The following is a 6326-nucleotide window of genomic DNA, read 5'->3' as shown; positions in this document are numbered from 1 at the left end:
GCGCAGGGCGTTTACAAGAAATTGCCAACATACTGGAGGTTCCTATTACCTTTTTTTATGCGGATATTGCCACACAAGAAGATAACCTCACAAAAGAAAATCATTCCCACCATGATCAAAAAACCTATAGCGAAAAAGAATACACCCTTTTGAAAAATTTTAGAGAACTCCACCCTAAAAAACAGAAAGCAATTTGGTGGCTAATCTCTGAGTAGACAAAAGAGCACCTCAGAAAAAAATGATATGCCCCTTCAAAGGGAAGTATTTCATCAGGAACAACAAGCAGATTCTATCTCCGCAAAACGGCTCCATCCTTCCACACCTCCCTTTGCAACACTTCCTCTTGTACACGCCCCTCCTAACCACACGCACACTTTTCCCTTCTCCTCTCCTCTAATCCAACGCATATCCCCCTTTTTACCCCTGCGTGCCCTCCATTGACAAACTCTTCACCTCCCTCACCCCATTACACATCAGACAAAAAAACCAACACAATCCAAAGCATCCACAACGCATAAATCGCCCATGCCTTGAACTTCCCATTCCCTTATGTTTCAGGCGAAAACTCTAAAGCGATCACCTTGTTTTGTAATTTTTACCATCTCTTGTCGCAACCACCCCCCCCCCCGCAAACTCATACTCCCATTTCAACACTCTTTTTATTCTGCGCTTCACTTTTACAGATTCACGTTTTTACGCTTTACCATTTTTACAGAACGCAAGCCGACAAAACGCCCAAACCAACCCCTAAACAATCCCCCCAAAGGACCAAACCACCCACCCCATACGGCTCTATAAACAACAGTATGTGCGAAACTTTCCTAGCAAATTTTCACCATTGACCACTCAGAGCAAGCGGAACACCGTATAAGCGCCCCTAAAAGCAACGGTATTTTATGGCATAAGGGGATTATCGCCACCCTCTTAGTGAAAATTTCCCTCCACTTATGTTTCCGGGAAAAATTCCAAGCGATCACCTTGTTTTGTAACTTTTACTGCCGTCTCGTCATGGATTTCTCCAAACAAAATTTTTTCTGCGAGAGGATCTTGAATTTCTCTTTGAATAATACGTTTGAGCGGACGTGCCCCATAAAGGGGATCATAGCCTTTATCAGCAAGGAATTGTCGTACTTCTGGTTCGATATGCAAGGTTATGTTGCGTTCATTGAGCAAATTTTGCAAATGCTGTATCTGAATATCAACAATCGCCTCCATATCTTTGCGTTGTAGCCGCTGAAAAAGAATAATCTCATCAATACGGTTTAAAAATTCCGGACGGAAAGCGGCTTTCACAACATTCATAACATCGTCTTTTGCTTGATCAACCGTTTGTCCTTCCGGCAAAGCGGTTAAAAATTCAGCACCAAGATTAGAGGTCATAATCAACAAAGTATTACGAAAATCAACCGTCCTACCCTGACTATCGGTCAAGCGCCCTTCATCCAATACTTGCAATAACAGATTAAAGATATCCGGATGCGCCTTTTCAATTTCATCGAACAGAATAACTTGATAAGGTCTTCTTCGCACGGACTCCGTCAGCACGCCACCTTCTTCATATCCCACATATCCAGGCGGCGCCCCAATGAGCCGCGCGCCTGCATGCTTTTCCATATATTCCGACATATCAATACGCAACATGGCATTAGGATCTTGAAAAAGAAAAGCCGCCAAAGCTTTGGTGAGTTCGGTTTTTCCCACACCGGTAGGTCCCAAAAACATGAAAGAACCCAGCGGACGATTGGGATCTTGCAACCCCGCCCGCGCCCGCCGTACAGCCCGCGCAACAGCTTGAACGGCCTCGCCCTGCCCCACCACACGGGTTGCAATTTCATCTTCCATACGCAAGAGCGCTTCCCGTTCTGCTTCCAACATCCGATCAACAGGAATACCGGTCCAGCGAGAAACAATCCGCGCCACATGTTCAGCGGTCACCGTTTCTTCAACGAGATGATTTTGTTGGTCATCATTTTCCGCTAAAGTCAATTGTTTTTCCAGTTCCGGAATAACACTATAAGCCAGTTCCCCAGCACGTTGGAATTGTCCATCACGTTGTGCAATAGCCAAAGCATTGCGTGCTTCTTCAAGTTGTTTTTTCAAATCGGCCGCATGACCTAATTTTTGTTTTTCAGCCTGCCAAGCTGTTGTCATCTCCGCAGACTGTTGTTCCAATATTTTGAGTTCTTCCTGCACATTTTTCAAACGTTCTTTTGCAGTTGGCTCGACATCTGTTTTCAAAGCTTCCCGTTCGATTTTCAACTGTAAAATGCGTCGATCAAGCGCATCCAGTTCTTCCGGCTTTGAATCGACCTGCATACGCAAGCGAGCCGCCGCTTCATCAATAAGATCAATGGCTTTATCTGGCAAGAAACGATCGGTAATATAACGATCAGACAACCGTGCAGCGGCAATCAAAGCACTATCGGCCAAACGCACTTTGTGGTGTTGTTCATATTTTTCTTTAATCCCGCGCAAAATAGAAATCGTATCCTCCAAAGAGGGCTCTAGCACAAAGACCGGCTGAAAACGACGAGCAAGAGCAGCATCTTTTTCGACATATTTTCGATATTCATCCAAAGTTGTCGCCCCCACACAATGGAGTTCTCCACGTGCAAGAGCAGGTTTTAGCAGGTTTGAAGCATCCATAGGACCATCAGATTTTCCAGCCCCCACCAGATTATGCAATTCATCAATAAAGAGAATAATCTGGCCATTTTCGGCTTGCACTTCCGCCAGCACTGCTTTGAGACGTTCTTCGAATTCTCCGCGATATTTTGCGCCCGCAATAAGCGCGCCCATATCCAATGCATAAAGTTGTTTATCGCGCAAAGTTTCTGGAACATCGCCATTGATAATGCGCAACGCCAACCCTTCCACAATGGCGGTTTTTCCCACGCCAGGTTCCCCAATCAGCACGGGATTATTTTTTGTGCGCCGTGAGAGCACCTGAATAGTGCGTCGAATTTCTTCTTCTCGCCCAATGACAGGGTCCAGTTTTCCCTCACGAGCATCTTTTGTGAGATCACGGGCATATTTTTGCAAAGCATCATATTGACCTTCCGCATGGGGGCTTGTGGCTGTTTTTCCTTTGCGCAAATCATTAATGGCTTGATTAAGTGCTTGAGGGGTCAAGCCGGCCGTTGTGAGAATCTCTGCTGTTTTTGCAGACTGTTCCATCAATAGCGCTTGCAGGATGCGTTCCACAGTAACAAACTGATCACCGGCTTTTTGTGCGAGCTCTTCTGCCCGCGCGAAAACTTTTGCCACCGGCTGCGAAAGATAAAGCTGTCCATTTCCCCCCTGCACTTTTGGCAACGCCTCGAGCGCTTCTTTGAGTGTTTGTTGAATAAGCTTAAGATCTCCCCCTGCTTTTTGAATAAGCGACGCCGCCAATCCTTGCGTATCATCTAACAAGACTTTCAAAAAATGCTCCGGCATAAACTGCTGATGATCAGAAGCCAAAGCATTATTTTGTGCTGATTGTAAAAACCCCTGCACGCGTTCGCTATATTTTTCCAAGTTCATTTTTTTCCTTTCTTGGGGCAACTTTTTAGGCACCCGTTCTTGGTCATGGCCATGGCCCTTTTGCTCTCTCTCTCTCAAAACACTAAACCAAAAGCTCTCCCCATCACGTCATAAAGACCCGCCCCACCACACGAACACCAGAAACGTTGAAGCATGAAGAACTGTCGTGTTAAAATGAATATGGGTTTTGATCTAAACGAGTGCAAGAGCAAAAACACAAAAGAAAACACAAGCTGAAAAAAATCATAGAAAGAATCTAAAGCAACAAAACTTATAAAAAGATCTCCTTAAAAAACTTTATTCAAATCACTTTAGCACAAGATTTCAAAAGGCTCAGACAAACAAGCCCCATTCCCTCTCACCACACCTCACGAGATCTCTTCACACCACCTCTTTTAACATCCCCCTCGAACCTATCCATACGCCCTCTCTGCCTCTTCCATTTTCTCACACCTCATCCCCTCGACACGCCCCAAGTCTTCCCCCTTTTCATCTCAAGCTTACCCCCTTTCACAAGCTCTCTCTTCCAGTCACGCCCGCCTTTCACCCCAACCTGCCCTCCATTAACAAGGCTCTTCACCCCCAAAAAAAATCCTCTCCCCCCATTCCACACCATAAAAAACTCCAAACCACGCCCCCAAGCCTACACGCCCCATAAATCCTCCACACCCTAAAACTTCCCCTCTCCCTTTTACAGATCCACATTTTTACGTTTTAACATTTTTACAGAAATCTGCAGACTAAACTGCCGATAAAAAAATCTACAGACTTGCCACCACACGCCGCAAAGGACAAGAAGTCCACCCCACACCGCTCTATAAAAGAAAATCCAGCCCCTTACCCAAAGCCCCCATCTCAAAGAACATGGATCAGACCGGACCAAACAAACCCTATCCCCCCAAGCCTTACCGCAAGACGCAAAGCTCACGCAAGCCATTCTCCTTGAAAGAATGCTCCTTTATTCTTCTTCATCGCTAACTTGTGGAGAAGGTGGCAAGATATAAACACCTGAAAGCCAACGATTAAGATCAATGGCGCGGCATCGGGGAGAACAAAAAGGATAAGAAGACTTTTGGGACATTTGACCACAAATAGGACAAGGATGCGGCGGACGTGTCTCTTTTGGCAGAGGAGGCTCTTTTTGCTCAATGTGTTCTTTTTGGTTATGGAGCTTCCTTTGACTTTGAGACGTCTGGGTTCTTTCCTCTTTCATTAAATTTTCTTCTATTTCTTTTTTTTCATTTTTGCCCTGTTTCATTTTTTCTTTGTACTTTTTGCTACTCTTTTTGCTTCCTTTCCCTCTGCATAGCTCTTGCCTTAAATTTCTCTACTGCATTTCTTCTGCCCACTGAGTGTAAAGTGGATAGTGATAAGCAGTCAAGAGATCGGCTGTTTCAGCCAAAGGCAATCCCACAACATTAGAATAAGAGCCTGCGATATAGACCACAAAAGCCCCAGCTTTCCCTTGGATAGCATAGCCACCCGCTTTCCCTTGCCATTCTCCTGAAGCAAGGTAAGCCTTCATCATGGAAGAGGTTAAGCGTCTAAAACGGACACGACTTTCAACCAATTTTACGGTTATTTTTCCCTTTTCATTCAAAGCACAAATGGCACCATAGACCTTGTGTGCCCGACCAGAAAGGAAACGTAAACATTCATAAGCCTCATCCTCGCTTTCTGGTTTTGGAAAAATGGTGCGCCCCACAGCCACCACCGTATCAACCGCCAAGATAATCATTTTCTGCCCAGACAATTTTTGGGGGACATTCTGCAATTTTTCTTTGGGGTTCTGATTTTCTTGGAGTACCTGAGTGTACCAGCGCAAATTCTCTTGCGCTTTGAGTGCTTTTTCTTTAGCCAAACGTTTGGCAAGGTTTGCGGGATGTTCTTTTAATTTTGGCGTTTCGTCAATATCGCTTGCACAAACCTGTTGCGGATCAATCCCTATTTGGGCTAAGAGCATTAAACGACGCGGCGAAGCGGAGGCAAGCACCAAATGAATTTCTTCATCCAAATGAACTTTTTCTCCAAGAGTTTCTGCCAAACGCCTTTCCCCCCACTCATCGATACCTTTCATTTTCACCCCTTTACAATCGGCTTTTCTCTTACCCCATTTTAAGCGCCATTAATCTCCTTATTCTTTCCCACATTGGACTTTATACCTTTTCAAGGTTATTTTAAACAATCACCTTTTCTAAACGCAGAGAAATCACCCCATAGGTCTCTTAAAAATCCCAGCAAAGAATATTGTAACTTTTACAAAAAACGCAAGCCATCGATAAGGCTATTTATAGCGGTATGTAATGCGTCCTTTTGTCAAATCATAAGGGGTCATTTCGACCATAATTTTATCACCGGCTAACACACGAATACGATTTTTTCGCATTCTTCCAGCGGTATGTGCAATAATTTCATGATCATTTTCCAATTTCACACGAAACATCGCATTAGGTAAAAGCTCAGTAACGATACCAGAAAATTCTAAAACTTCTTCTTTTGACATAAACAAAAATTTCCTTTACAGTACGCATATTTTATTAAGCTGCGCGTTATTTTCCAGCGTTCATACCCTATTTTCTCAAAGTTGTGAATAAAAATTCCACAAAAATGGAAAGGTTTTTCAAGTTTTCTCTCTTATGTTTTCAAAAAAACTCACTCTCCATTGTGAACATTCCAATTTTATTCCCTCAAATTTTACTTGCCAATTTTTATGATGAACTTGGTTTAAGCCTGACAAGAAATGACGCTCCCCCCCCCATGAACTTGGTTTAAGCCTGACAAGAAATGACGCTCCCCCCCCC

General features: G+C 44.1%; 4 protein-coding genes and 1 pseudogene. 1 reads left to right on the top strand and 4 read right to left on the bottom strand.

Annotated elements, in window-relative coordinates; genetic code table 11:
* Window positions 1-215: pseudogene (locus tag HWX04_RS07595) on the top strand (helix-turn-helix domain-containing protein); the annotation flags it as partial.
* Between the two features lie 730 nt (window positions 216-945).
* Here HWX04_RS07595 and clpB read toward each other — a convergent pair.
* The 4 genes from clpB to infA form a co-directional block, all read right to left on the bottom strand.
* Window positions 946-3525 carry an ATP-dependent chaperone ClpB gene (gene clpB / locus HWX04_RS07590; RefSeq protein WP_175869531.1) on the bottom strand — a complete coding sequence of 860 codons (2580 nt, stop codon included), beginning with the start codon at window positions 3523-3525 and terminating at the stop codon, window positions 946-948.
* Window positions 3526-4483: 958 nt separating this feature from the next.
* Complete coding sequence (yacG, locus tag HWX04_RS07585; RefSeq protein WP_175869530.1) at window positions 4484-4783, bottom strand: DNA gyrase inhibitor YacG; 300 nt, start codon at window positions 4781-4783, stop codon at window positions 4484-4486.
* A 69-nt stretch (window positions 4784-4852) separates the two neighbouring features.
* Complete coding sequence (locus tag HWX04_RS07580; protein WP_175869529.1) at window positions 4853-5602, bottom strand: Maf family nucleotide pyrophosphatase; 750 nt, start codon at window positions 5600-5602, stop codon at window positions 4853-4855.
* Window positions 5603-5809: 207 nt separating this feature from the next.
* A complete protein-coding gene (gene infA / locus HWX04_RS07575; RefSeq protein WP_004857577.1) occupies window positions 5810-6028 on the bottom strand; it encodes a translation initiation factor IF-1 in 219 nt (72 codons plus the stop codon).
* Window positions 6029-6326 lie beyond the last annotated feature (298 nt).

It is taken from the genome of Bartonella gabonensis, from assembly GCF_903679515.1.
GTDB classification, from domain to species: domain Bacteria; phylum Pseudomonadota; class Alphaproteobacteria; order Rhizobiales; family Rhizobiaceae; genus Bartonella; species Bartonella gabonensis.
Note: the sequence above shows the minus strand (reverse complement) of the source record. Positions and strands in the feature narration are given on the sequence as shown.